Annotated in this window: 22 protein-coding genes; 6 read left to right on the top strand and 16 right to left on the bottom strand. The window is 60.5% G+C overall.

All coding sequences use genetic code 11. The annotated features are described in order from the left end of the window. Positions 1 to 42: 42 nt before the first annotated feature. The 10 genes from ACQ4WM_RS21860 to leuS form a co-directional block, all read right to left on the bottom strand. Positions 43 to 1998, bottom strand: a complete 1956-nt coding sequence (locus tag ACQ4WM_RS21860; RefSeq protein WP_436548758.1) for an SLBB domain-containing protein — start codon at positions 1996 to 1998, stop codon at positions 43 to 45. 73 nt (positions 1999 to 2071) lie between these two features. Beyond that, on the bottom strand, positions 2072 to 5062 hold the full coding sequence (locus ACQ4WM_RS21855; RefSeq protein WP_436548757.1) for a YjbH domain-containing protein: 2991 nt from the start codon (positions 5060 to 5062) through the stop codon (positions 2072 to 2074). 481 nt (positions 5063 to 5543) lie between these two features. After that, positions 5544 to 6839, bottom strand: a complete 1296-nt coding sequence (locus ACQ4WM_RS21850; protein ID WP_436548756.1) for a multidrug effflux MFS transporter — start codon at positions 6837 to 6839, stop codon at positions 5544 to 5546. A 128-nt stretch (positions 6840 to 6967) separates the two neighbouring features. Beyond that, positions 6968 to 8170: a THUMP domain-containing class I SAM-dependent RNA methyltransferase gene (locus tag ACQ4WM_RS21845; RefSeq protein WP_436548755.1), complete on the bottom strand. Its 1203-nt coding sequence runs from the start codon at positions 8168 to 8170 to the stop codon at positions 6968 to 6970. Positions 8171 to 8274: 104 nt separating this feature from the next. Further along, on the bottom strand, positions 8275 to 8892 hold the full coding sequence (locus ACQ4WM_RS21840; protein WP_436548832.1) for a 2-hydroxychromene-2-carboxylate isomerase: 618 nt from the start codon (positions 8890 to 8892) through the stop codon (positions 8275 to 8277). An 11-nt stretch (positions 8893 to 8903) separates the two neighbouring features. Continuing rightward, a complete protein-coding gene (locus ACQ4WM_RS21835) occupies positions 8904 to 9335 on the bottom strand; it encodes a CopD family protein (RefSeq protein ID WP_436548754.1) in 432 nt (143 codons plus the stop codon). 34 nt (positions 9336 to 9369) lie between these two features. Beyond that, positions 9370 to 10635, bottom strand: a complete 1266-nt coding sequence (locus ACQ4WM_RS21830) for a glutamate-5-semialdehyde dehydrogenase (protein WP_436548753.1) — start codon at positions 10633 to 10635, stop codon at positions 9370 to 9372. Positions 10636 to 10662: 27 nt separating this feature from the next. Then, positions 10663 to 11679, bottom strand: a complete 1017-nt coding sequence (gene holA / locus ACQ4WM_RS21825; protein ID WP_436548752.1) for a DNA polymerase III subunit delta — start codon at positions 11677 to 11679, stop codon at positions 10663 to 10665. Between the two features lie 10 nt (positions 11680 to 11689). Continuing rightward, the gene (locus tag ACQ4WM_RS21820) at positions 11690 to 12289 is read right to left on the bottom strand and encodes an LPS-assembly lipoprotein LptE (protein WP_436548751.1); all 600 of its coding nucleotides are present in this window, start codon (positions 12287 to 12289) and stop codon (positions 11690 to 11692) included. A gap of 4 nt (positions 12290 to 12293) precedes the next feature. Next, complete coding sequence (gene leuS / locus ACQ4WM_RS21815) at positions 12294 to 14933, bottom strand: leucine--tRNA ligase (RefSeq protein WP_436548750.1); 2640 nt, start codon at positions 14931 to 14933, stop codon at positions 12294 to 12296. A gap of 123 nt (positions 14934 to 15056) precedes the next feature. Here leuS and ACQ4WM_RS21810 point away from each other — a divergent pair, with 123 nt between their 5' ends. Both ACQ4WM_RS21810 and ACQ4WM_RS21805 read left to right on the top strand, forming a co-directional pair. Continuing rightward, entirely contained in the window at positions 15057 to 15818 is a 762-nt protein-coding gene (locus ACQ4WM_RS21810; RefSeq protein ID WP_436548749.1) for a DUF6597 domain-containing transcriptional factor, read from the top strand. Positions 15819 to 15894: 76 nt separating this feature from the next. After that, positions 15895 to 16260, top strand: coding sequence for a VOC family protein (locus ACQ4WM_RS21805; protein WP_436548748.1), 366 nt, complete (start codon positions 15895 to 15897; stop codon positions 16258 to 16260). Here ACQ4WM_RS21805 and ACQ4WM_RS21800 read toward each other — a convergent pair. Continuing rightward, positions 16257 to 17147: a LysR substrate-binding domain-containing protein gene (locus ACQ4WM_RS21800; RefSeq protein WP_436548747.1), complete on the bottom strand. Its 891-nt coding sequence runs from the start codon at positions 17145 to 17147 to the stop codon at positions 16257 to 16259. The two genes, ACQ4WM_RS21805 and ACQ4WM_RS21800, sit on opposite strands and share 4 nt — an antisense overlap. A 166-nt stretch (positions 17148 to 17313) precedes the next feature. On the opposite strand from ACQ4WM_RS21800, the gene ACQ4WM_RS21795 reads away from it, so the two are divergent. Continuing rightward, positions 17314 to 18495, top strand: coding sequence for an acyl-CoA dehydrogenase (locus tag ACQ4WM_RS21795; RefSeq protein ID WP_436548746.1), 1182 nt, complete (start codon positions 17314 to 17316; stop codon positions 18493 to 18495). After that, the gene (locus tag ACQ4WM_RS21790; RefSeq protein WP_436548745.1) at positions 18495 to 19742 is read left to right on the top strand and encodes a CaiB/BaiF CoA transferase family protein; all 1248 of its coding nucleotides are present in this window, start codon (positions 18495 to 18497) and stop codon (positions 19740 to 19742) included. Before ACQ4WM_RS21795 ends, ACQ4WM_RS21790 begins: the two co-directional genes overlap by 1 nt. An 83-nt stretch (positions 19743 to 19825) precedes the next feature. Here the strand turns inward: ACQ4WM_RS21790 and ACQ4WM_RS21785 are convergent, their stop codons facing one another. Genes ACQ4WM_RS21785 through ACQ4WM_RS21775 form a run of 3 tightly spaced genes read right to left on the bottom strand, consistent with a single transcriptional unit; the run spans position 19826 to position 21684 of the window. Continuing rightward, complete coding sequence (locus ACQ4WM_RS21785; RefSeq protein WP_436548744.1) at positions 19826 to 20152, bottom strand: barstar family protein; 327 nt, start codon at positions 20150 to 20152, stop codon at positions 19826 to 19828. Positions 20153 to 20160: 8 nt separating this feature from the next. Beyond that, the gene (gene dapB / locus ACQ4WM_RS21780) at positions 20161 to 20970 is read right to left on the bottom strand and encodes a 4-hydroxy-tetrahydrodipicolinate reductase (RefSeq protein WP_436548743.1); all 810 of its coding nucleotides are present in this window, start codon (positions 20968 to 20970) and stop codon (positions 20161 to 20163) included. 18 nt (positions 20971 to 20988) lie between these two features. Continuing rightward, positions 20989 to 21684 carry an outer membrane protein assembly factor BamE gene (locus ACQ4WM_RS21775; protein ID WP_436548742.1) on the bottom strand — a complete coding sequence of 232 codons (696 nt, stop codon included), beginning with the start codon at positions 21682 to 21684 and terminating at the stop codon, positions 20989 to 20991. A gap of 123 nt (positions 21685 to 21807) precedes the next feature. Here ACQ4WM_RS21775 and fur point away from each other — a divergent pair, with 123 nt between their 5' ends. Continuing rightward, entirely contained in the window at positions 21808 to 22239 is a 432-nt protein-coding gene (gene fur / locus ACQ4WM_RS21770) for a ferric iron uptake transcriptional regulator (RefSeq protein WP_436548741.1), read from the top strand. Positions 22240 to 22245: 6 nt separating this feature from the next. Here the strand turns inward: fur and hrcA are convergent, their stop codons facing one another. Continuing rightward, positions 22246 to 23262 (bottom strand): heat-inducible transcriptional repressor HrcA, encoded by a 1017-nt coding sequence (hrcA, locus tag ACQ4WM_RS21765; RefSeq protein WP_436548740.1) that lies wholly within the window; start codon positions 23260 to 23262, stop codon positions 22246 to 22248. Between the two features lie 119 nt (positions 23263 to 23381). Next, positions 23382 to 24107, bottom strand: coding sequence for an HAD family hydrolase (locus tag ACQ4WM_RS21760; RefSeq protein WP_436548739.1), 726 nt, complete (start codon positions 24105 to 24107; stop codon positions 23382 to 23384). A 257-nt stretch (positions 24108 to 24364) separates the two neighbouring features. Here ACQ4WM_RS21760 and ACQ4WM_RS21755 point away from each other — a divergent pair, with 257 nt between their 5' ends. Beyond that, on the top strand, positions 24365 to 24967 hold the full coding sequence (locus ACQ4WM_RS21755) for a hypothetical protein (protein ID WP_436548738.1): 603 nt from the start codon (positions 24365 to 24367) through the stop codon (positions 24965 to 24967). Positions 24968 to 24976: the final 9 nt, after the last annotated feature.

Below are 24976 nucleotides of genomic sequence, written 5' to 3'. Positions count from 1 at the left end.
ATCCACCCTAACAATTTTCATTCGACGATGCAAACCCGAAGATTATTCCTTCAATACTTTCAACCCGGCGGCGCCCAAACCAAACTGATAGAATATGGAAGTCCACTCTTTCAAACTCTGCATAAAGGTACTGCGATCAATTTTTTCTGGCACTACCACTGTATCCCCAGGGTTTAGTGTGGTACTACCAACACCACTGAACCATCCTGAGCTCTGTGCACTTTTCGCCGTCCCGTCAGCACGAATTACATACATTTCAGATTTATCGGCTGTAACAGTAACGCCACCTGCTTGTTGGACATAGTCACTGACGGCGCGTTGTGGGTGATATACAAAAGCGTTTTGCTGGAATACCGAACCCAATACGTCAATAGTGCCAGGCCGTCGTGGTACAAAAATGCTGTCACCGTCCTGCAATGGTAAATCAGGCAGGTTTTTCACTTGGGTGTCAAGGCCTGGCAAATCGAGAACTATACGGCCTTCCGCTTTAACAGTGCGAAGCTTTTGCACAATGCGGCGCTGCTGCTCAGCTTCTGCGGCAAGTTTAGCGGCATTGACCTGATCAGCAGCAGAACTTATGCGCTGGGTAGCGTTCGATTCAAGGTCCCGCTCAAACCGATCAGCTACCTCATTTAACTTGATTTGTTGAGCGCGGCGTACGGATTCTCGATTCAGCTGTGTCGCATACAGATAGCCATTTTCATTGGGGCCGCCTACACGTGCCACGAGCTCTCTCAGAGTCTCGCCTTTTTTTAGCAGAAAAATCCCGCTCTGTTTGACTTCACCGCTGACACGCACATATTCATTCTGAATTTGTGCCTGTACCGGTACCGCACCCGGCGCGAATACACGCAGCACATCGGTAGGTTTCACAGAAACGCCAGCCAGCTGACTGCTGGTAACAGCACGGTCTGCGACCAGTTCAACTACTGTCTTGTATTGATTGTCGACATTTTTTTCAACAATGACTTGCTTGGTTTCCGCCGCCGAATCAAAGCCGCCTGCCCAAGTCAGTACATCGCTCAAATTGGCAGGGCCTTTCAATTCGAAAATAGCTGGCTGCTTGACGTTACCGGTCAAGGCAACCAGCGGGCCAACTTCCGGAATGTAGATCACGTCACCGTCGCGCAGCGTCATGTCGCTGCTCTTGTCGCCTTTGGCCAGCATGTCGTACATATCGAACGTGCTGATGGTTTGTGCACCGCGCTTGAGCTGAATATTGCGCATGCTACCTGTTGCATCCGGGCCACCCGAAGTGAACAAGGCATTCAGCAAGGTGCTCATGGCGCTCAAGGTGTAGGTGCCGGGGCGTACGGCGTGGCCAACGACATAAATCTGCACCGCACGAGTCTGGGCGATGCTGGCGGTCAGTTCAAAGTTATTATAGATTTTGCCAACGGCCTTTTTCAGGTAACCCTGCAGATCTTTGTATTGCACACCGCTGACTTTTACGGAGCCTACGCGTGGAATAAAGATGGCTCCGCTGCGGTCAACTGTGGCGCTGACATCAATATCAACCATACCCCATCCACGTACTTGCAGTTCGTCGCCTGTGCCAATGACGTAGTCCTGATTGACCTGCGCACTATCGAACGGCGCAAAAGTGGAAGGCACATCATTGAATAGATCCTTGCCGAAAATCTTCAGGTCCTTGCCCGTCACGCCAGCCACGTAGGTCTGGAACGGTCCAACTTCCAGTTCAACACGCTTGGCTGGCCTGCTGGCTACCGGATTCACCACTTGACGCGATTGCGCACGGCTGCGTATCGCTGGCAAACTGCGTGGGTCGGACGACTGCGCCATGTCGGGCGACTTCGCCATGTCGGATGACTGGTCCCTGTCGGATGACTGCGCCCTGTCGGACGACTGCGCCCTGTTGAAGAGATCGTTGGTGCTGAATTCTTGCGCGAAAGCGAACGTAGAGCTTGCTCCCAACAAGCAAGCAGAAACAATCATGTGTTTCACGAAAGGCTGGGGAAGGCGTAATTGCTTTTTCATGCTGGTCTTTGTCTGGAAAAATAATGTTGTGTCAGTGTGCGATGCAGATGCAGCGCCCGATTTTCAAATACCACTAATATTTGGTCTGCCAGGTCACGCTGACTTCCTTTGGACCCGGATTGATCAACAGCCCCGACTTGCTCTGGTCGCGCTGTGCATTCCACAACCAGGTGCCCATGGCATAGCCAATGAAACCGCCAGCGACGGTATCGGATACCCAATGCTTGCGTCCGACCACACGGCCAGCAGAACCAACTGCTGCCACCGCATATAACCATGGTGCATCATATTCCTTGGCAAATGGCGTTACAGCAGCGAAGTTGATGGTGGAATGGCCCGACGGGAAGGAGGCATCGGAACGCTTCTTGCCATCGCCGACACTGCTCCACGGACCGCGCTCTTCGCCAGGGCGCGCACGGCCAATCGCATATTTTCCAACCAGCGCCAGGCCGGTTGCGGCAGCCACTGACTGCATCGAGATCAAGCCGGTGTTCTGCATGCGGTCGTCACCAAGCGCAAAGGCGGCGCCAGCGGCACCGACCAATGCGAAGGGCATGGCCTTGCCCAGCTTGTCCCAGTTGCGGAACGAGGTGGAGTTCTGGTGCTTCTTGACGAAACGGTCAACCGGTTTGTCGCTGAGCGCAGAGGCCAGTACCACGCCACTGACTACCGCAGTGGCCTTCAGCCATTCAGGGGCGCTTGGCACTGCCGAGGACGATTGCTCCAAACGGGCACGCATGGCTGGCCACGGGCTGACAAATGGACGGTCTGGCGGGTTGACGGCAGGCAGGTTCTGCTCGTCGGGGCGCTCGGCAAAATTACCCAGGCCATCGTAGCTGTTCATATCGGCACGCGGGCGTTCGATCATGTCGTACAGGTCGCCAGGTGACGCCACCATCTGGCCTATGTCGCGTGTCCATGGCGAGATGGCAAAGCCGGCGTTGGCCTGGGTATCCATCGGTAGCATGCTGTTCAATGGCAGCGACAGGAAAATGCCGCGATCCTGGTACGGTTTGGACGGCGTGCCAGGCATGGTGATATCGTTGCCGTTGGTATGCGTGTACCAGGCACCGACTTCAATGCCGGACTGGAAGCGGCGCTTGAATTCCAGGCGCACGCCAGTGTCCTTGGCAAGGAAGCGACCGGCACGCGCGGTAACGGTCATATCGTGAGGCAAGCGGTAATGTAGCGAGCCCAGTGCGGTAACGGTCTTGTAGTCCCGCGTTGACAGAATGCCATCAAAGCCGCGCTGCTGCAGCGCGTCAACAGCCAGGTCGGCGGCCCAGCGTTTGTCTTTCGGCAGGTACAACACCTGGCCGCCAACGCCGCGGAACATGTCTTCGTACAAACCGGCTGACAAGCGGGTATACACACGCTCGGCCGGGTTGTCATATTTATTGAGCAGAATGCGGCTCAAGGTCAGGCGGTCGCCGCGCAGATATTCAGCAACATCGCTGCGCACGTGCGGCAAGTTGCTGTTCGATCGCTGCTTGACGTCTGAAACATTCTCCAGCAGCTGCAAACTGGCAGCACCATTCAAGTACAGGCCATCGCCCAGGCGCTGGTCATAATTGGCCACGGCGGAAATCGAGTACTTGAAGGCGCCGCTGGGGTCGTTGAAAAAGAAGCCCACTTTGGGGGCGATCTTGAAACGATTGCCTTCGCGGTCGATCGACTTGATCTGTACCATATCACCGTCGACACCAACACCGACGGCCAGCTTGCCATCGGTCTTGACGGCATTGGCAGCCGCAACCACTGATGGCACCGGCATGGCAGCAGCGGGTTCTGCTGGCGATGACGATGGCGATGGCACGGCGACAGGCGCGGCCACCATCAGCGGTGCAGCCACAACGGAAGGCTTGCTCGCTGCAGGCCGATCAAGGAATTCGTTCAGCCATGCCTGCTGCTTGTCCTGGATCACATCGCTCTTTTCCGGATAGCGCAGCAGCACTACGTCCAGGAAAGCCTTGCGATCGATCTTGCCGGCAAAATAGTCATTCAGCTTGGGCAGGTCGAAAAATTCGTAGGTGGCGATCGGCTGGTCGAGCTGGGTATACGTAATACGGATGGTCGTCGTGCCGGCCGGCGTAAATGCCACCGCCGTGCGCGCGGCGCGGCCTACTGCACGTCCCAGATTGGAAATGCGGCTGTTGGTCAGGGTCAGGGCCAGTGTATTGCCCTCTTGCTGCACGCGGATATTCTTGAAGTCCTGCTTGACCAGTGCGTTGACCAGATCGGCGCCATAGCCGGCATCGCTGCGCCATTCTTCCTTGCTCGGGCGTGGTGGCGGGTTCTTGTCATCGACAAAATAAGCTGGCTCAAAAATCTTGGGAATAAATTCGCGTTCGCCAAATGGAATACTGACAAAGGCATTCACGCTGAACTGGTCGCGGCTGCGGGCAGCCTGCAAGGCTAGCCAGCCCCATCGATATTCGATACCCACTGATGCGCCCTTGTTGCGGGCAGCAGCCCCAGTTGCGGCGGCAGAAAAATCTTTGGCATAGTTGGTGGCGTCATATTCCGCCACCATTGACCAGCGAGGGAGGCTGGTGGGCGTCCAGCGCGCGCCGGCAAATACACCATTCGGGCGACGGTGGGCATAGCCCAGACTCGCTTCGAAATTCTTGGTGGCGCCAAAGGTTTTGGTAGCAACAATGTACTGCCCTTTGAACAACTCCGTACCGAACAAATCGGTAGCGCCGACGGCCACTGAAGGCATCCAGTCGCCTTCCGCCCATAAGCGCAGCTTGCCATCGGCAACCTTGTCTTTATAGCGACCGTAACCTTTGCCATACTCCGGATCAGTAAGACTATTGCCAAATGCGGGAATTCCCGTAATCGACACATAACGCCCCGTCACCTGCAGAAACGGCAAGATGCTCGACGTTACCCACAACTGCCCATACGGGCTGTCATAGCTGTAGCCCATGCTGAAGGTACCATCGGTTTCCACCACGGCACTCGGCATATTGATATAGCCCGACTGGCCGCCATGGTTGGGGGTGGCCGCAATGGCTGATGGCGCGCCCAGGATCAGGCAGCCACACCACGTATATTTCACTGATTTTCTGAGTGCGCTTAACAAATCCGACTACCTAACATTACTGAAACTGGCATTCCCGGCAAGGTGTTCAGGGATGCACGCACCTGAGAGACTTGCAAGAAACAAGAAAAGGCCAACTGTGGGCACGAAGCTATGCCATACAACAGTTCGCCGCTAAAGAATAACGATGATTCGACAGCTACAATTTTCAGCGTCAAAAAACAATGCCGCGAGATTTTAACATTTTTTACTTGTATTAAAAACTTAACTTGCTCCACGTGTACCACACGAAGCCAGAATAAAAGGGCGATAGTATTTTCTTTATGCAACGTTTTACATCGGTGAGGATCACGCTTGCCATACGATTTAATGCAGCAATACCGTCAGCAGTGACCTTAGCACAGCGAAACTGCCACGACATCAGCGATTCTATCGGCCCGCGCCACTTCAGGGGTAGCGGGCACGGACTATAACGCAAACGCTGTTGTATCCGCGCACGTTAGCGCGCTCCAGCACTCAGCTTCAACGGCTCCAGCAGACGGTGACGAAAACGCCGCGAGATCAGCCACAAGCCCAGCGCCAGCCCCGTCATGGCCAGCTGGCCGGAGGCCAGCCACAGCACGGAACCGGACAACATTGGCGAAATAACACCGGCAACGATGGCGCCCATCAGGGTGGTGGCAAAGGCCTGGCATGAGGCGACCGTGCCGCGGATGTGCGGGAACAGGTCGAGCGCCAGCAGGGTGGCGCCCGGTCCGACCAGCGACATGCCGAAGGTGTAGAAAAACAGCGGCAGCACACTCCATGGCAGCGATGGCGGCAAAAACAGGTGGAACACCACGTTGACGCTGGCCGCGCACAGCAGAAAGGCAAAGCCGATGCCGATCTGGCGCACGAACGTCATTTTGCCGGCGATGCGGTTGGCGGCCATGGCGCCGAAAAAAATTCCGCTCACGCAAGGGATAAACAACCAGGCGAACTGTGACGGCCCCAGGCCAAGCTGGTGCGGCAGCATTTCCGGCGCGGCCGTGATAAACAGGAACAGCCCGCCAAAATTGAGGGCGACGATGCCGGCCTTGAGATGGAACAACGGCGAGCGCAGGATCTCGCTGTAGCTTCTGGCCAGAAAGCGCGGGTTGAAAGGCTGGCGCTTATCCAGCGGCAAGGTCTCGGGCAGGCGCCAGTAGCAAAAAGCCAGCAGGATCACCGTATAAAACGCCAGGAACAGGAAGATCGAGCGCCAGTCGAACCAGATCACGATCCAGCCGCCGAGGATGGGCGCGACGGCCGGCGCGATCGAAAAGATCATCGTCACCAGCGACAACAGCCGGGCGGCGGCCGCATCGGCATACAGGTCGCGGATAATCGCGCGGCTGATCACCACGCCAGCGCCGGCCGACACGCCCTGCAGCATGCGGAAGAACCACAGGTAATGCACGGTATGGGCCGAGGCGCAGCCCAGCGAACCGATGGCGAACATGGCCAGCGACACCAGGATCAGGTTGCGCCGGCCAAAGGCGTCAGACAAGGCCCCATGCCACAGCACCATGCCGGCAAAGGCCAGCATGTAAAACGTCAGCGACTGCTGTACTTCCAGCGGCGTCGCCTGCAAAGAATCCTGGATGGCGCCGAAGGCCGGCAGATAGGTATCGATCGACAAAGGGCCCAGCATCGACATGCCAGCCAATAATACGGCCAGCGCACCACGGCTCAGTGGCGCCATATGGCTGGGAACAGGGGGTGGCACGGGCGTGACGGGATCGGGCGGCAAATCGGCCGGTGGGATGGGGAGCATGGGGTCCAAAATGTATGCCACTAAGAAAGTAGGGGTGATGCGAGCGTGCACCCCAACGGCGAAAATGCTGGGGTCGGACCCGGCGGGTCCGACCCCGGTTTCTGCCTTGGGTTAAAACCAAGAATTGATCAGGTGTTTTTAGGTTTGGCTTCTTCGCGGCGGTTATAACCCGCAACCATATCAAAACGGAACAACCGGCATTCCAGCGCGCCATTGAAAAACGGCGTCTTGCGCGCTTCTTTCAAACGCAGCAGTTTCGGCAGGCCCAGGTCGGCCGTAAACAGGAACACCGTCCAGCCGGCGAAGCGCTGTTTCAGGGTGGTGCCCATGGCCGAGTAGAAGGACGTCGACAGTTCATCTTCGGGCAAGCTGCTGTCGCCGCGCACGCCGATACGTTCGCCATAAGGCGGGTTGGTCAGCATGATGCCGGCCACGTCGCTCGGCGGCTTGACTTCCTGCGCCTCGATCTGTTTCAGCGGGACGTCGAAACGCACGCCGGCGCAGCGCAGGTTGTGGCGCGTCATGGCGACCATGTCGCCCGAAATATCGCTGCCGAAAATGGTTGGCTCGGCCGGCAGCGGGTTGGCGGTGATGGCGTTGCGCAGGGCGTTCCACGGTGCCGGATCGAAGTCGTGGAAGTTTTCAAACGCGAAGCTGCGCGAGGCGCCCGGTGGTATGCCCTGCACCATCTGCGCCGCTTCGGCCAGGATGGTGCCCGAGCCGCACATCGGGTCGAACAGCACCATGCCCGGCTTCCAGCCCGACACGCGCAACAGGCCGGCGGCCAGGTTTTCGCGCAGCGGCGCGTCGCCCGTTTCTTCGCGCCAGCCGCGCTTGAACAGCGCTTCGCCAGACGTGTCCAGGTAGACCGTGAACGTATGCGCGTCGAGGAAACCCACGATGCGCATGTCCGGCGTCTTGGTGTTGACCGAAGGGCGCTCGTTGAACTGGTCGCGGAAGCGGTCGCAGATTGCATCCTTGATTTTGAGCGTGGTGAATTCCAGGCTGCGCAGCGGCGATTTCACGGCCGTGACGTCGACGCGTATCGTGTGGTGCACGCCGAACCAGTCTTCCCACGGCTGCGCCAGGGTCAAATCATAAATGTCGTTTTCCGTCTTGTAGCCGGCATGGGCCATGCGCATCAGCACGCGCGAGGCGATGCGCGAATGCAGGTTGATGCGATAGGAATCGACCAGGTCGCCCGAGCAGTGTACGCCGCCCGGCACCTGGTTGTGGACCTTCATGGTCGCACTATTTTGGGCGATCTCGCCCAGTTCTTCGGCCAGCGCCGCTTCCATGCCGCGCGGGCATGGGCAAAAATATGAAGCCATGGTGAGGATACCTTTTATCCGTTAAAAACAATTTTACTTAAAGCAAAGGAAATCTGGGGTCAGACCCGGCGGGACTCGGCGTCCCCGTCTGACCCCGGCACTAATTACTTTACTGACAGCGCGCGCTCGACAAAATCGAGGCGGTCCTGGCCCCAGTAGCCTTCGCCATCGACGATATACCAGGGCGAGCCGAACACGGAGGCGGCGGTGGCGGCCTCGGTATTGGCGTCGTATTCGGCCTGCACGCTGGCCGTCTCGGATGTTTTCAGCAACTGGCGGCCATCGAAACCGGCGTCCAGCGCGATCTGCACCAGGGTGTCTTCGTCGCCGATATTGCGCTCTTCAGCCCAGACGCCGCGCATGATGGCGTGCGCCAGGTTCAACGAAGCGTCGACGCCGTGCGCCAGGCGGGTGGCGATGATCAGTTTGGCCGACGCTTCCGGCGACACGGGAAAGAACTTCGGCTGCAGGGTCATTGGCACTTGCAAAAATTCCGACCAGCGCGCCAGTTCGGCCAGCCGGTAGGCCTGGCGCTGCGGCGCGCGCTTGGCCAGCGGCAGGCCACCCGAGACGCTGAAGACCTTGCCCAGGTCGAACGGGCGCACGTCGATCTGCGCACCGTGCTTTTTGGCGATTGCCATCACGCGCGCGTGGCCCAGGTAGGTCCATGGGGAATGGGGAGCAAAGAAATACTGGACTACCTTGTTCTGGCTTGCACTCATCATCGGCTCCCTTAGAAAGGCTTGACCACCACCAGCACCACCACCGCCAGCAGCAGCACCACCGGCACTTCGTTAAACCAGCGGAACCAGGTGTGGCTGCGCTGGTTGATGCCTTTTTCGAACTTGCGCAAAATCGCGCCGCAAGCATGGTGGTAGCCCAGCAGCAGCACCACCAGGGCCAGCTTGGCATGCATCCAGCCAGGCATCTTCATGCCGCCTTCGCCGCCGCCATATTGCATCCACAGCAGCGCCAGGCCCAGCACCATTGCCGGCAGCGCCAGGATCGACATGAAGCGGTAGAGTTTGCGTGCCATCAGCAGCAATCGCTCGGTAGCCACGGTTTCCGTTTCCATCGCCAGGTTGACGAAAATGCGCGGCAGGTAGAACAGGCCGGCGAACCACGAAGTGATGAAGACGATATGCAGTGCTTTAATCCAGAGCATGGTGTTCCCGATGTCAGAGGTCAAAAAAAGGTGTCTATTTGCGTACTTCGCCGTGGCCGAAGACCACGTATTTGAGCGACGTCAGGCCTTCCAGGCCCACCGGGCCGCGCGCGTGCAGCTTGTCGTTCGAAATGCCGATCTCGGCGCCCAGGCCATATTCAAAGCCGTCGGCAAAGCGGGTCGAGGCGTTGACCATTACCGACGCCGAATCGACCTCGCGCAAAAAACGCAGCGCGTCGCTGTAGTCTTCAGTGATGATGGCCTCGGTGTGCTTGGACGAATACTGGTTGATATGATCCATCGCCTCGTCGATGCCGTCGACCACCTTGACCGACAGGATGGCTGCCAGGTATTCGGTGCGCCAGTCTTCCTCGGTGGCGGCCACCAGGTGTGGATAACCTTGCAAGATCGCCAGCGCTTCCGGATCGGCGCGCAACTCCACCTGCTTGCTTGCATAGCGTTCGGCCAGTTGCGGCAGCACTTGTGGCGCAATGGCGCGCGCCACCAGCAGCGTTTCCATGGTGTTGCAGGTACCGTAGCGGTGGCACTTGGCGTTGAAGCCGATGTCCAGCGCCTTGGTCAGGTCGGCCTTGGCGTCGATATACACGTGGCAGATGCCGTCGAGGTGCTTGATCATCGGCACGGTGGCCTCTTCCATCAGGCGCGCGATCAGGCCCTTGCCGCCGCGCGGCACGATCACGTCGACATATTCAGGCATGGTGATCAGCGCGCCGACTGCGGCGCGGTCGGTGGTGTCGACCACCTGCACCGCATCCTGCGGCAAGCCGGCGCCGGCCAGGCCTTCGGCCACCAGTTTCGCCAGCGCGCGGTTGCAGTGTATCGCTTCCGAGCCGCCGCGCAGGATGGTTGCGTTGCCGCTCTTGATGCACAGGCCGGCCGCGTCGACCGTCACGTTCGGACGGGCTTCGTAGATAATGCCGATCACGCCCAGCGGCACGCGCATCTGGCCCACCTGGATGCCGGTGGGGCGGTATTTCATGTTCGAGATTTCACCGATCGGATCGGCCAGCGCGACGATCTGCGTCAAGCCTTCGACCATGGTGGCGATCGCCGCATCGGACAGGGTCAAACGGTCCAGCATGGCCGGCGCCAGGCCGGCAGCGGCGGCAGCGTTCAGGTCGCGCTGGTTGGCCGCGCGCAGCAGGTCGGCGTCGCGCACGATGGCGGCGGCGATCAGGGAGAGGGCGCGGTTGCGCGTGGCGCTGTCCGCGCGTGCCATGGCGCGCGAGGCGGCGCGGGCACGCGTGCCCACGTCTTGCATATACTGTTTGATATCCATGCTGTTATCCATAGTGGTTACGTAACCTTAGCCTCTGCAAATCGTCAAGGCCAGCTGCAGCAAGGCGTCCCAGGCATCGCCCGCGTGTGCCTTGGCGCGCAAGCCCTTGATCATCTTGTCGACCTGCGCAGCTTCCTGCAGCGCCTTTTCCAGTACCGGCAGCGACACGCGCCGCAGCGCCGGTTCCATCATGCGCTCGCGCGGGCCCCAGATGCGCATTTCCTTCATCAGCGCACCCAGCGGCCTGCCCTGCGCCATCCCGGCTTTCAGTTTCAACAGCGTGCGGATTTCTTCCGACACCGCCCACAACACCAGCGGCAGCGCCTCGCCCTCGCCTTTCAAGCCTTCCAGCATGCGTACCAGGCGCGCCGGGTCGCCCGCCAGCATGGCCTCGGACAGCTTGAACACATCGTAGCGGGCCACGTTCAGCACCGCATCCTGTACCTGTTCGTAAGTCAGCTTGCCCGCTTCGTGCAGCAGGCCAAGCTTCTGGATTTCCTGGTGCGCCGCCAGCAAATTGCCCTCCACCCGTTCGGCGATAAAGTCGATGCTGGCGCGCTCGGCGCTTTGGCCTTGCGCGGCCAGGCGCTGGCTGATCCAGGCCGGCAACTGCGCCCGCTCCACGTTCGGTATATCGATGTAGACGGCCGCCTGCTGCAGGCTGGCGACCCAGGCCGCCTTTTGCGTGGCCCAGTCCAGCTTGGGCAGGGTGATCAGGGTGAGGTTATCGGGGCTGAGGTTTTTCGCATAGCTTTGCAGCGCCGCGCCGCCATCCTTGCCCGGCTTGCCGGTGGGGATGCGCAGCTCGATCAGCTTTTTATCGCCGAACAGCGACAGCTCCTGGTTGGCCGCCAGCAGCTCGCCCCACTTGAAACTGCGCTCGACGCTCAGCACATCGCGCTCGGTATAGCCCTGCTTGCGCGCGGCGCGGCGAATCTTGTCGGCCGCCTCCAGCGCCAGCAGGTGTTCGTCGCTGCTGATCACATACAGCTGCGCCAGCGGCTTGGCCACATGGGCGTCGAGCGCGTCTATCCGCAATTGCATCAGCGCTTCCTTATTGCTGCACGGCAGGAGTGACCGGTGTGGCAGGCGCGACCGACATGGCCGGCAGCACCGGCTTGATGGCGGCCAGGCGACGCATGATCTGCTGCACCAGGTCGTTGCGCATGTCGCGGTACAGCTGCGCTTCTTCGGTTTCCTTGGCCAGTACCTGCGATTCGTTGAAGGTAATCGGACGGTTCAGCGCAATCGTGGTCAGGCCCAGCAACACGTTGCCGGCCTTGTCCACCACGCGGAACTGGATCGAGTAGCCAAGTTGATATTCGCGCACGCGGCCGTTACTGTTGAGCGACAGAATCGTCTTGGTGCGCGTCTTCTCCGGGTCGACCAGCACTTCCAGGGTGGCGTCGGCCGCCTCCCTGGTGTCGACGATTTGCGTGCTGCCGATGGCACGGATATAGCGCTTCAGGTCGATCGCCAGCGGCGACGAATCGGGCAAGGCGATGTTCATCGTCGCAAACGGCAGCATGAAACTGCCGTTCGAGCCGCGCAAGTGAAAGCCGCAGGCCGACAGGGCCAGCACCAGACACGCGGCGAACAGGACGCGCACGCGGACGCGGGTACGCGTCATCAAACCGGAAGAAGAAGTCGTCATAGCGTTACACCACAATGCTGATTAACTTGCCTGGCACGACGATGATTTTCTTCGGCGTGGTTTCGATGTACTTCTGCACGCTCTCGCAGGCCAGCGCCTGCGCCTCGATGCTGGCCTTGTCCGCGTCCTTGGCCACCGTGATCGAGCCGCGCAGCTTGCCGTTCACCTGTATCATCATTTCGATCTCGGACTGCACCAGCGCCTGCGGATCGACCTGCGGCCATTCGGCGTTGAGCAGGTCGCCATGCACGCCGGCGTAGCCCAGCTCCTGCCACAGGACATGGGTGATATGCGGCGCGACAGGGTTCAGCAGACGCAGGAAGATCGAATAACCTTCTGCGATCAGCGCCTTCGACTGGGCGCTGTCGTCGAGCTTGGCCGATTCCAGCGTGTTGAGCATCTTCATGCAGGCCGACACCACGGTGTTGTACTGGATGCGTTTCAGGTCGTAATCGGCCTGCTGCAGGATCTTGTGCAGTTCGCGGCGCAGGTTTTTCTGCGCGTCACCGGTGGCCGGCGCTGCGCCACCCGCCAGTGCGGATTGAATCGTCGCCGACTGCGCGTAGCCGAAATTCCATACACGGCGCAGGAAGCGGTTGGCGCCCTCGACGCCGCTGCCCGACCATTCCAGCGTCTGTTCCGGCGGCGAAGCGAACATGGTGAACAAACGGGCCGTATCGGCGCCGTACTGCTCAATCTGCGCTTGCGGATCGATGCCGTTGTTCTTCGACTTCGACATTTTTTCCGTGCCGCCGATTTCCACCGGTGCGCCATCGGCCACCAGGGTCGCTGCTTGCGGGCGGCCCTTGTCGTCCAGGCTCAAGCTGATGTCGGCCGGGTTGAACCAGGTCTTCTTGCCGGCCGCGTCTTCGCGGTAATAGGTTTCGTTCAGCACCATGCCCTGCGTCAGCAGGTTCACAAACGGCTCGTCGAACTTGACCAGGCCGAAGTCGCGCATGATCTTCGTCCAGAAGCGTGCATACAGCAGGTGCAACACGGCGTGTTCGATACCGCCGATATACTGGTCCATCGGCATCCAGTAGTCATTGCGCGCATCGACCATGGCGTCGTTCGAGCCTGGCGAGGTATAGCGCATGTAGTACCACGACGAATCGACAAAGGTATCCATGGTGTCGGTTTCGCGGCGTGCGGGCTTGCCGCACTGCGGGCAGTCGCACTGCAAAAACGCTTCATATTTGTTGAGCGGATTGCCGGTGCCGTCCGGCACGCAGTCTTCCGGCAGCACCACCGGCAGGTCTTTTTCCGGCACCGGCACCACGCCGCAATCGGCACAGTGAATCATCGGGATCGGCGTGCCCCAGTAGCGCTGGCGTGAAATGCCCCAGTCGCGCAGGCGGAAGGTGGTTTTCTTTTCGCCCAGGCCCAGCGCCTCCAGGTCGGCTGCCACCGCATCGACGGCAGCAGCAAAGTCCAGGCCGTCGTACTTGCCCGAGGCGATGCATACGCCTTCCTTGCTGCCGTACGATTCCTGCCATGCGCCGGTCGAAAACTCCTGGCCCTTGACGTCGATCACCTGTTTGATCGGCAGGTCATATTTTTTGGCAAAGCCGAAATCGCGTTCATCGTGCGCCGGCACGCCCATCACGGCGCCGTCGCCGTAGGTGAGCAGCACGTAATTGCCGACCCATACTTCGACTTGCGCGCCCGTCAACGGATGGGTGACGTAGAGGCCGGTCGGCATGCCTTTCTTCTCCATGGTGGCCATGTCCGCTTCGATCACGGAACCGAGCTTGCATTCGGCGTTGAAGGCAGCCAGCTCGGGGTTGCTTTGCGCGGCGTGGATCGCCAGCGGGTGCTCGGCGGCCACGGCGCAGAAGGTCACGCCCATGATGGTGTCGGCACGCGTGGTAAATACATACAGCTTGCCGTCGCCGATCAGCTGGCCGGCAGCATCCTTGATCTGGTGCGGGAAAGCGAAGCGCACGCCGGTCGACTTGCCGATCCAGTTGGTCTGCATGGTGCGCACGCGCTCGGGCCAGCCAGGCAGCTTGTCGTCGACGTACGCCAGCAATTCATCGGCGTAGTCGGTAATGCGCGCGTAATACATCGGAATTTCGCGCTTTTCGATCAGCGCGCCCGAGCGCCAGCCGCGGCCGTCGATCACCTGCTCGTTGGCCAGCACGGTCTGGTCGATCGGGTCCCAGTTCACGGTGCCGGTCTTCTGGTAGATGATGCCTTTTTCCAGCATCTTCAGGAACATCCACTGGTTCCATTTGTAGTATTCAGGCTTGCAGGCGGTCATTTCGCGCGACCAGTCGATCGCCAGGCCCATCGATTCCATCTGCTGCTTCATGTGCACGATGTTCGAATAGGTCCACTGCGCCGGCGGCACGTTATTGGCCATGGCCGCGTTTTCGGCCGGCATGCCGAACGCATCCCAGCCCATCGGCATCAGCACGTTGTAGCCGTTCATGCGCAGGTAGCGGTACATCACGTCATTGATCGTATAGTTGCGCACGTGGCCCATGTGCAGCTTGCCCGAAGGGTAAGGCAGCATCGAGCAAGCGTAGTACTTGCCTTTCGGGAAACGCGGGTCGTGTTCGACGGCCTTGTAGGCCTCGATAGCCTTCCAGTGCGATTGGGCGGCTTGTTCGACGTCGGCGGGACTATATTTATCTTGCATGATGTGCGACCAATTAGTGGATATGAACCGAGCATTATACTGGTTGTCGCCGCGCATATTTTTGCTGGCGCAGATTTATGGTGTGTAATATGCAGCAATCTTTCTTCTGACTTTACGCCAGCCATGTTCGTCTACCAGGAAACACCTCCCGTCGTCGCCCTGCGGCCCTGGCTGGACTGCGTCTGGACCTGCCGCGTGCAGGCTGGTGCCACGCCGCTGGCGCACCAGGTGTTGCCCGACAACTGCATCGACATCCTGTGCCAGGACCAGCAGGACGCCAGCTTTGCCGTCGGCATGATGACCGCGCCGATCCAGGTTGTCAGCCAGGGCCTGGTGCAGACGGTAGCGGCCCGCTTCAAGCCCGGTGCGGCGGCGCGCTTTTTCCAGCTGCCTTTGTGTGAGCTGAACGATGGACGCACCGACCTGCGGCAGCTGTGGGGCCGTGAACTGGCGGCGCACCTTGGCGATGCGCTGTGGACGCAGCCCTTGTCGGATGCGCAACGCATGCATATCCTGCAAGACTTTTTGCTGCTGCGCCTGCGCAAAAACCCTCTGCCTGCCGCCTCCGGCCTGGCGCTGCACGCGGTCGCGCTGATTGACAACGCCCGGGGTGGCCTGCGCATCGAGCAACTGGCGGCGCAGTTGAATGTGTCGCGCCAGCACCTGGCGCTACAGTTTCGCCAGCAGGTGGGCATCGGCCCCAAGCTGTTTGCCCGCATTAGCCGCTTTCGCGCCGTCAACAACGCGCTCAAGACACTTCCGGCGCAGGCCGACTGGGCCCAGGTGGCGCTACAATATGGTTATTTTGACCAGTCGCACCTGATCCATGATTTCCAGGACTTTGCGCACGCTTCGCCCGAAGCATGGCTGGCTCAGCGGCGATGATCTTCCATTTTTACAATCACGGCACCGGCGAACGTGGCATGCTGGCGCCATTCACTCAACATGACAGGAGCAACACATGATCAAGGGTTTGCGCACCGTGACCTACCCCGTTCCCGACCTGGCGAAAGGCAAAGCCTGGTACAGCCAGGCGTTCAACACCAAGCCGTATTTCGACCAGCCGTTCTACGTCGGTTTCAATATCGGCGGCTTCGAACTGGGCCTGCTGCCGGACGGCCAGCCAGGCACCCAGGGCAGCGTCACTTACTGGGGTGTCGAGGGCATCGAGCAGGAAGTCGAACGCCTGGTGGGCTTGGGCGCCACCGTCCACCATCCCTTGACAGACGTTGGCGACGGCATCCGCACGGTGGAGCTGCTGGACCCGTTCGGCAACCAGATCGGACTGATCGACAACCCGCATTTCGACATCGGCAAGGTAATCTAAGCGGCCTCGGCCTGGAGCCATGCACGGAACTGCTGCATGGCAATTTTTTCATGTGCCGCTTCGGGCGTGATCAAATAATAGGCACGCTGGCCGCGCAGTGGGCGCTCGCACACTACCTGCAATTCGCCGCGCGCCAGCTCTGTTTCAACCAGCATGCGCGGCAGCAGCGCCACGCCCTGGCCCTGCACGGCCGCCATGGCCAGCATGGAAAACAGTTCATAGCGCGCGCCATACCTTGCTTCTCCCTCTACCTGCATGGCGTCGTACCACTGGCGCCAGGCGCCCGGGCGCGTGCTTTGCTGTAACAAGGTCAGCTCGAGCAGATGCTGCGGTTGCCAGCTGCTGCGCGCAGCCAGCAGGCGCGGACTGGCGACGGGTACGATCTCTTCATGCATCAGCAAGGTGGCACGCGTGCCGGGCCAGCGCCCCAGCTGCTCTGGCGTGCCCGCATACAGCGCGCCGTCGTATTCCGTATCGGCAAACATGAACGGCTTTGTATAGGCATCGATATGCACCACGATCTCGGGCTGCTGCGCCGCCAGGCCGGCCAGGCGCGGCATCAGCCAGCGCGTGGCAAATGTCGGCACGGAAGCCAGTTGCAAGGCGCCGCCGCCCTGGCGTGCCATGGTATCTAACGTGTCGCGCTCCAGGCCATCGAGGCGGGCGGCGATCTGGCGCGCATAGGACGCGCCGGCGCTTGTGAGCACCACCCCATGGCGCGTACGCTGGAACAGTTGCACGCCGAGAAAACTTTCCAGCGATGCAATCTGCCGCGACACCGCGCTTTGCGTAAGCGACAGTTCGCGCGATGCATGGGTATAGCTTTGATGGCGCGCCGCTGCTTCAAAGCAATTGAGCGCTTGCAGCATGGGGATTTTGCGGGACATGGAGCGGCCTGGAGATTAAAAACCCCAGTATGCCGCAAGATATGCTTGCCACGCATATCTGGGTGCATAAAAATCGTTTGCGCAAGGCGAGACTAAAACCTACCATGAGTCCCATTCAATCTTGCGCCGGCCGTTACTCGCCTGGCGCTCACCTGCGAGGCCTGTGATGAGCAAAAACGTATTCGACTACCATTCCCCCCTGCTGCTGGACGAACAACTGACGGGCGAAGAACGCGCCGTGCTGGAAGCGGCGCGCGACTATTGCCAGGGCAGCCTGGCGCCGCGCGTGCTCGAATCGTTCCGCCATGGCCGCACCGACACCGCCATCTTCCGCGAGATGGGCGCACTGGGCCTGCTGGGCTCGACGATACCCGAACAATACGGCGGCGCCGGCCTGAACTATGTGTGCTACGGCCTGGCCGCGCGCGAGGTCGAACGCATCGATTCGGGCTACCGCTCGATGATGAGCGTGCAATCATCCTTGGTGATGGTGCCGATCAATGCCTTCGGCAACGAAGAAACCAAACAGAAGTACCTGCCGAAACTGGCCACGGGCGAACTCATCGGCTGCTTTGGCTTGACCGAGCCGGACCATGGCTCCGACCCGGGCAGCATGGTCACGCGCGCACGCAAGGTGCCGGGCGGCTACAGCCTGTCGGGCGCCAAGATGTGGATCACCAACAGCCCGATCGCCGATGTGTTCGTGGTCTGGGCCAAGGACGACGAGGGCGCGATCCGCGGTTTCGTGCTGGAAAAAGGCTGGAAAGGCCTGTCGGCGCCCGAGATTCACGGCAAGGTCGGCCTGCGCACCAGCATTACCGGCGAAATCGTGATGGACGAAGTGTTCTGCCCCGAAGAAAACGCGTTTCCCGACGTGCGCGGCCTGAAAGGCCCGTTCACCTGCCTCAACAGTGCCCGCTACGGCATCGCCTGGGGCGCGCTGGGCGCGGCCGAAGACTGCTACCTGAAAGCACGCCAGTACACCATGGACCGCAAGCAGTTCGGCCGCCCGCTGGCCGCCAACCAGCTGGTGCAAAAGAAATTGGCCGACATGCTGACCGAAATCACCATGGGCCTGCAAGGCTGCCTGCGCCTGGGCCGCATGAAGGACGAAGGTTCGGCTGCGGTGGAAATCACTTCGATCATGAAACGCAACAGCTGCGGCAAGGCACTCGATATCGCCCGCATGGCGCGCGACATGATGGGCGGCAATGGTATTTCCGACGAGTTCGGCGTGATCCGCCACCTGGTCAACCTGGAAGTGGTCAATACCTATGAAGGCACGCACGATGTGCACGCGCTGATTATCGGCCGCGCGATTACCGGCATCGCCGCCTTCAGCAACTGATGGACGCGATTGCTTCCACCTTGCGGCCGGCGCCGTTGACGGGCTTGCGCGTGCTGGACCTGTCGCGCGTGCTGGCCGGGCCGTGGGCCGGGCAACTGCTGGCCGATCTGGGCGCCGACGTGGTCAAGGTCGAGCAACCGGGCCGTGGCGACGATACCCGCTCGTGGGGTCCGCCCTACCTGAAAGACGAAGACGGGCACGATACGTTTGAAGCTGCTTACTTCCAGTGCGCCAACCGCAACAAACGCTCGCTGTGCATCGACCTGGCCGCGCCCGAAGGCCAGGCGCTGGTGCGCCAGCTGGCGCTGCAAGCCGATGTGCTGCTGGAAAACTTCAAGCTCGGTGGCCTGAAGCGCTACGGGCTCGATGCGGCCAGCCTGCTGGCGCTCAATCCGCGCCTGGTGTATTGCTCGATCACCGGCTTTGGCCAGGACGGGCCATATGCGGCGCGCGCCGGCTACGACTTTTTGATCCAGGGCATGGGCGGGCTGATGAGCATTACCGGCGTGCCCGATGGCGAGCCGGGCGGCGGTCCGCAAAAAGTGGGCGTCGCGCAAACCGATATCATGACGGGACTGTACGCCACCATCGCCGTGCAGGCGGCGCTGGCAGAACGGACGCGCTCCGGCCTGGGCCAGCATATCGACCTGGCCCTGCTCGACGTGCAGGTGGCGGCGCTGGGCAACCAGGCCGCCAACTATCTGTGCGGGGGAAAAGTGCCGCAGCGCATGGGCAATGCGCATCCGAATATCGTGCCCTACCAGGATTTCCCGACCGCCGATGGCGACATGATCCTGGCGATCGGCAACGACGGCCAGTTCGCGCGCTTCTGCACGATTGCCGGCCATCCGGAATGGGCGCAGGACGAACGTTTTGCCACCAATCCGCAGCGCGTGGCACACCGGGCGATATTGATCCCGCTGCTGCGCCAGGCGACTGTCATGCGCACCACCGACGAGTGGATCACGGCGTTCGAGCTGGCGGCCGTGCCGTGCGGCCCCGTCAACCGCATCGACCAGGTTTTTGCCGACCCGCAAGTGGTGGCGCGTGGCCTGAAAGTGGAGATGGCGCACCCGACGGCGGGCACCGTGGCGCTGGTGGCCAATCCGGTACGCTTGTCTGCCTCGCCGGTGCAATACCGCTTGCCGCCACCGTTGCTGGGGCAGCATACGGACGAGGTGCTGGGACAGTGGCTGGGATTGGATGAAGCAGAAATCACCGGCTTGCGCGAACGCAAGGTAGTGTAAAGCCGGGGTCAGACCCCCGTCACTGTTGGCGGTAACGCTTGCGTTGGCGGCATTGAGGGTCTGACCCCGGCAGTTGCCGGCAACTACTTCAACGTCAACTTCAACGCCGGCTTTTCGCCATAATCCTCGTAGCGCTCGTTGATGCCGGCCACGCAAAACGTGATTTCTTCCAGCAGATCCGGCGCTTGTGCCTTCATGCTTGCCGCATCCTGCACCACGATTTCCAGCACTTCGTTCGGTTTCAAACGAAATTTGCTCATGCCGTCTTCGTCGCGCAGATAGCTGAGGCAATCGACCCAGGCGTCCATGCTGTTGCCGTAAAACGCGGGAAAACCGAAGGCTGGCACGCATTGCGCGTGGAAGCTTGCCTCGTCGGTGATCTCTTTTCCATTCAGGATTGCAGTGGCCATGGTCTTCCTCAGTTCTTCAGCGACAGCACGTCCTGCATGTCATACAGGCCGGTCGGCTTGTCGGCCAGGAAACGCGCAGCGCGCAGGGCGCCGTGGGCGTAGGTGACGCGGCTGCTGGACTTGTGGCTGATCTCGATACGTTCGCCAATGCCGGCAAACAGCACTGTATGGTCGCCCACGATATCACCGCCGCGGATGGTGGCAAAGCCGATGGTCGACGGATCGCGTTCGCCCGTCACGCCTTCGCGGCCGTACACGGCGCATTCTTTCAAGTCGCGGCCCAGGGCGCCGGCTACCACTTCGCCCATTTGCAGGGCGGTACCCGACGGCGCGTCAACCTTGTGGCGGTGATGGGCTTCGATAATCTCGATATCGTAGCCTTCGGACAAGCTTTTCGCGGCCAGCTCCAGCAGTTTCATGGTGACGTTGACGCCCACGCTCATGTTCGGCGCGAACATGATGGCAGTCTTTTCGGCGGCGGCGGCAATCGCCGCCTTGCCCGCATCGTCAAAACCGGTGGTACCGATAATCATTTTGATACCGTGCTCGGCGCAATAGGCCAGGTGCTGCAACGTGGCTTCGGGACGGGTAAAGTCGATCAGGTAGTCGGCCTGGGCCAGGCCTTTGGCCAGGTCGGATTCGATCGCCACGCCGGCAGGCTTGCCGAGGAAAGCGGCGGCATCCTGGCCGATCGAGGGCGCACCGGCACGGTCGAGCGCACCGGCCAGCACGGCGTCGGGCGCATTGCCCACCGCTTCGATCAGGATATGGCCCATGCGGCCACTGGCGCCGGCGATTGCAATTTTCAGTTCAGTCATTTTAATATTTACAACAACTTATTTGGTGGGGGCAGGTGCAGGCTCGACCGGCGTCGCGGCTGGCGTCACCTCGGGCTTGGTCACCGGTATCATCGCCGGCGTATTGTCCGGGTTCGACGGCACGGCCGATGGCGCCACCGGCGAAGGCACGACGGCGGTGGGCGCTGCGGCTTTGGCCTGCTTGGCAAATAGCGACGGGCCGGCGATGCGGTCGATATATTCTTTTTCGGTCGGCAGGTTGCCGCCTTCAAAGCGCGCGACCTTGCCTTCCTTGTCAAAGTAGACGACCACGCGGCTGCTGGTGGTTTCGCCACTGCCGCGGGCCAGGCGGAATGGGTAATCCCAGCGGTCGGCGTGGAAGATATCGGCCAGCAGCGGGGTGCCCAGAATGAAACGGACCTGATCGCGCGTCATGCCTTCTTTCAGCTGCGACACCATCTCTTCGGAGACAAAGTTGCCTTGCTGAATGTCCGGCCGATACGGCGAGAAAAACCACATGAATTTCTGCAGCGGCGTGACCGTGGTGGTCTGCGCGCCTTGGTCGGGCACGACTTCCTTGCCTTCTTTCTGGGCGGCCGCCGGTTTTTCACCAAGGATGCCACGACTGGCACAGCCGGTCGCCATCAGCGCAACGCAAACCAGGCCTGCAACGACCGGTGCTCGGAATGAAATACGGTGACGCAAGGATGGCAATACAGCCGGTATGACGCGCATAAATGACCTCAATTTGATGAACAAAACGCCAGGAGTGACTGGTCCACCCAAAAATGCTTATTTTGGCACTCGCCGACAAAACGCTATATGATAAAGCACCTGACCCACATACGAGCAACAAACATGAGTAACAATCCTAGTGATCTCAAGGCAAGCGGCCTGAAAGCCACTCTGCCACGGCTGAAGATACTCGATATCTTCCAGAGTAGCCCGGTACGCCACCTGACGGCAGAAGACGTCTATAAAATTCTTCTGGCTGACAATATGGATGTTGGCCTGGCAACTGTCTACCGTGTCCTGACCCAGTTCGAACAAGCTGGCTTGCTTAACCGCAACCATTTTGAAACGGGCAAGGCCATTTTCGAGCTCAATGAAGGTTCGCACCACGATCACCTGGTGTGCCTCGATTGCGGCAGGGTCGAAGAATTCTTCGATGAATCGATCGAAACACGCCAGCAGAAAGTGGCCGAAGAGCGCGGCTTCAAGATCGCCGAACACGCGCTGGCCATCTACGGCAACTGCATCAAGCCGGCCTGCCCGCACCGCACTGCCTGAGCCCTGTCAGTGGTGGCTCAAGGCACTTGACAGCAGTTTTGCCGTAATATCGACAATCGGAATGACCCGCTCGTAGGCCATGCGGGTCGGCCCGATCACGCCCAGGGTTCCCACGATCTTGCCGTTAACTTCATAAGGCGCCGTCACCACGCTCATTTCGTCCATCGGCACCAGGTTCGACTCGCCGCCGATAAAAATCTGCACGCCGGTCGCCTTGCTCGATACATCGAGCAATTGCATCAGCCCTGTCTTCTGCTCGAACATGTCGAATAGCTGGCGCAGCGAACTCATGTTCGATGACAGATCGCGCACGCTGAGCAGGTTGCGCTCGCCCGAAATCACCATGTCGTCGCTATGGTCGGCCATGACTTCGCTGCCCGCTTCGACCGCCACCTGCATCAGGCTGCCCATGTCGTCGCGCAACTGGCGCAGCTCGCCCTGCAGGCGCACGCGCACGGCGTCGAATGACAGGCCGCCATAATTCTGGTTGATATAGTTGGCCGACTGGATTAACTGCGACGGCGTGTAGTCTGCTTCCGTCAGCAGCAGCCGGTTCTGCACGTCGCCGCCCGGGCCGACGATCACCAGCAGGATGCGTTTTTCGGACAGGCGCAAAAATTCGATCTGCTGGAATACCGATTCGCGCCGGGGACTGAGTACCACGCCGGCGAACTGAGACAGCGAAGACAGCATCTGCGCCGCGTTGGCGATGGTTTTTTGCGGCTGCTGGGTCTGCAGGCTCAGGCGCGAGTCGACCATATGCTCGTCGAGCTGCCGGACCGTCAGCAGGGTGTCGACAAAGATGCGGTAGCCGCGCGGCGTGGGGATGCGGCCGGCCGAGGTATGCGGGCTAGACACATAACCCTGCTCTTCCAGGTCGGCCATGATGTTGCGGATGGTGGCCGGCGACAGGTCGAGGCCGGAAATTTTCGACAAGGCGCGCGAACCGACCGGCAGGCCGTCGGCGATATATCGCTCGACCAGGGCTTTCAGCAGGGTTTGGGCACGTAGTTCGAGTTGCATGGTGTTTTCAGTTATACAAGTGTGCTGGCGGCCGCACGCGCATGGGTACGCAACCACAGCAGCGCATGACAGCGTCGCATTACAGCGTTCATTATGCACGTTCGCCCGCGCAACGGCGATCAATCTTCCAGTTGCGCCTGCAGCCAAAGCAGCAATTCATCAAAGTTGGCACAGATGGCGTCCGGCTGCACGCCGGCCGCCAGATGGGCGTCGCTACCGCGCCGGTTCATCCAGACGGCCCGCATGCCCGCATCCTGCGCCCCCGTCACATCGAAATACAGATCGTCGCCCACATACACGGCTTCGTGCGGCGCCACGCCCAGAGCCTCGCAGCCAGCCAGGAAAATCGAGGCGTCGGGCTTGGCCACGCCAAACTCGCTGGCGGCGATCGAGACCTTGAAATGCTGTGCCAGGCCGATAATTTCAAGGTCGGCGTTGCCATTCGAGATCGAGCCCACCAGCAGCCGCTGTTGCATCCAGGCCAGGCCAGGCAGCACATCGTCATACGGCGTGACGCGGTTGCGGGCGGCCAGGAACTGCATGACGGCTTCATCGACCAGGGCCGGGTCTTCGCCGGCTGCAGCAAACGCCGTCAGCAGGCCGGCGCGGCGCAATTCGATCAGGTTGCCGTGCAAATGCGGTTGTTGATTCAGCATGTCGAGCCGGTGCCGCCGCAGCGCCTCGATGGAAAACTGCTGCGCCACCCGCGGCGCGTGGCGCGCCAGCCAGTCGTGCAGCAGGGTTTCGGCGGCGGCGATCACGGGCGCAATCGGCCACAGGGTATCGTCGAGATCGAACAGGATGGCCTTGGGCGGAACAACGGCAGGGACAGCGGTAGTGGTCATGGCGGCAATCATCAGCAGAGCAAAGCATAGGTACAGGCACAGGCACAGGCAAGCCCTATTGTCGCATTGTTCGCAAGGCGCGGCGTGCCAGCCGGCCCCGCATATGTGAACGAATCAGGGCGAGCGCGGGAAAAATTGTTACAGGGTGATACAAGGCAGGATCAATCGCCTTGCCAGATAGACTAAAATAGGCGCCATTCCAATGCGGCGCCAGCGTCCGTGTTGCGCTACCCCACCTGATTCGTTTTGGAGAATGTATGAAAAATGTATACCTGCGCTCGATGCTGGCGGCGGCATGCGCTGCCACACTGGCAGCCTGCGGCGGCAGCGGCGGCAATCTGTTTTTGAGCGGCTCGGTGGTCGGCCTGGCCAAGACCGGCCTGATTCTGCAAAATGGCGGCGAAGACCTGGCAGTCACCTCCGGTGCCTCCAGCTTTGTGTTCGTCAACCTGATCAAGTCCGAGGACCGCTACGATATCAAGATCAAGCAGCAGCCAAAGGGCGCCACTTGCACGGTCAACAACGGTAGCGGCAAGGCCAACAGCTTTTCGGTATCGACCACCGTGGTCAGCTGCATTACCGACACATATGCCCTGAGCGGCGCGATCACCGGATTGAGCGCCGACGGCCTGACGCTGGTCAACGGCATCAGCGGCAGCATCAGCCCACTGAAAGGCGCGACGACCTTTACCTTCCCCGCGGTCGCCGACGGTTCCACCTATAACCTTTCGATTTCAAGCAATCCGGCTGGCTTGATTTGCAGATTCCAGGGCTCGATCAGCCCCGACGGCCACGATATCGTGGGCGTCATGGGCTCCGGTCCCGTCAGCTCGCTGGCACTCAACTGCGCACCGAATTAAGCCGTGCGA

It is taken from the genome of Janthinobacterium longum (assembly GCF_051380735.1).
Lineage (GTDB): Bacteria > Pseudomonadota > Gammaproteobacteria > Burkholderiales > Burkholderiaceae_D > Janthinobacterium.
This window is presented reverse-complemented; position numbering and strand designations above follow the sequence as displayed.